Here is a 1,076-nt window from a genome sequence, read left to right as displayed (position 1 = left end):
ACGTAGTCATGGAGATAGACCGTGGTGATGTGATTTTTTTCCTCGTCGATCCGTTCGACATCCCCGGGCGTGCTGAAGGAGGACAGCCAGGTGCCCTGGAGGCTCTCCTCCTGCCTGGTTGTCAGGGGCAGGAGGACCAGGCGGTCGCAGCGCGGGGAAATCGAGACGTTTGTTCGTTGCGTGATCGCGTGGACCTGTCGCCGCAGCGCCTCCTGCCGTGGCGGACTCAGCTGAATCGGGGAGAGGCAGAAGAAACTCCAGCAGGGAGCGCTCGGGTCTTGTTCGTATATCGGCAGAGGGTAGGCACTGCCAGGGCGTGGCGTGATCTCGTTAATGTAGGTGGCGATGCCATCGCCGGGGATATAGCGGCTTGAGCGCACCACATAAACCCACTTGCCCTCCACATCCACCGCAGCGGTTTCTTCTGTACCCGCCTGAGGTTCCTTCACCCCCACCAGGCTCCGGGGATCCTCGGGGTCTTCGAACCGGTAGGAGGTGTACTCCTTGAAGCACACCATGCGCGAGGTTATCACCTTCATGGATTCGCTCCTGTGGATGCACCAAAGAGGTGCACAAAGGGAGCCCCTTCAAACAGGAGCGCCTGGCCATCAGAGGTATCAAGACGCAAACGATAGGTCCTGCCCGGCTCTACATCGGGGAACCGCAGGAGGATCGATTCCTGCTCCTCCTGCCCGCCGGTGAAGGCAATGCTCTGCGAGTATGCACCGTCGGTGCTCTCAAGCGTGGCTTCTCCGCCGTCGCGGTCTGCCCCGGTGAGCTCCAGCTCGTAGTCCAGGACAAACACCGCCCGGCACTCCGGGCTGTCCTGGCTGCGGGCGCGTCTGTCGGGGGTCTCCAGGGCAAAGATGTACTTCAGCTCGTCTTCCCGGGTGAGCCCGGCCAGGCGGGTGCGCCCGGCGCTTACCTGCCACCGTGCCTCCACCCGGCCCTCGATCACCTCGGTGAGGATTCGTACCAGGGGCTGCCGTGCCTCGCCGGAGTCCTCCCGGTCTGCCTCATAGACCAGAACATTCACGTTCTCTCCATCCTCCAGGTTCTCCACGGTGGCGCTCATG

Annotated in this window: 2 protein-coding genes; both read right to left on the bottom strand. The window is 62.6% G+C overall.

Features of this window, described 5'->3' with window-relative positions:
* A partial coding sequence (locus BW950_RS14720) for a hypothetical protein (RefSeq protein ID WP_143559296.1) occupies positions 1–539 on the bottom strand: 539 nt, incomplete at its 3' end.
* Positions 536–1,076: hypothetical protein (locus BW950_RS15220; RefSeq protein WP_076490042.1), on the bottom strand; the 541-nt coding region annotated here is incomplete at its 5' end. The genes BW950_RS14720 and BW950_RS15220, both read right to left, overlap by 4 nt.

The organism is Alkalispirochaeta americana (genome assembly GCF_900156105.1).
Classification (GTDB): domain Bacteria; phylum Spirochaetota; class Spirochaetia; order DSM-27196; family Alkalispirochaetaceae; genus Alkalispirochaeta; species Alkalispirochaeta americana.
The sequence above is the reverse complement of the archived record's forward strand: the minus strand, read 5'-3'. Positions and strand labels throughout refer to the sequence as shown.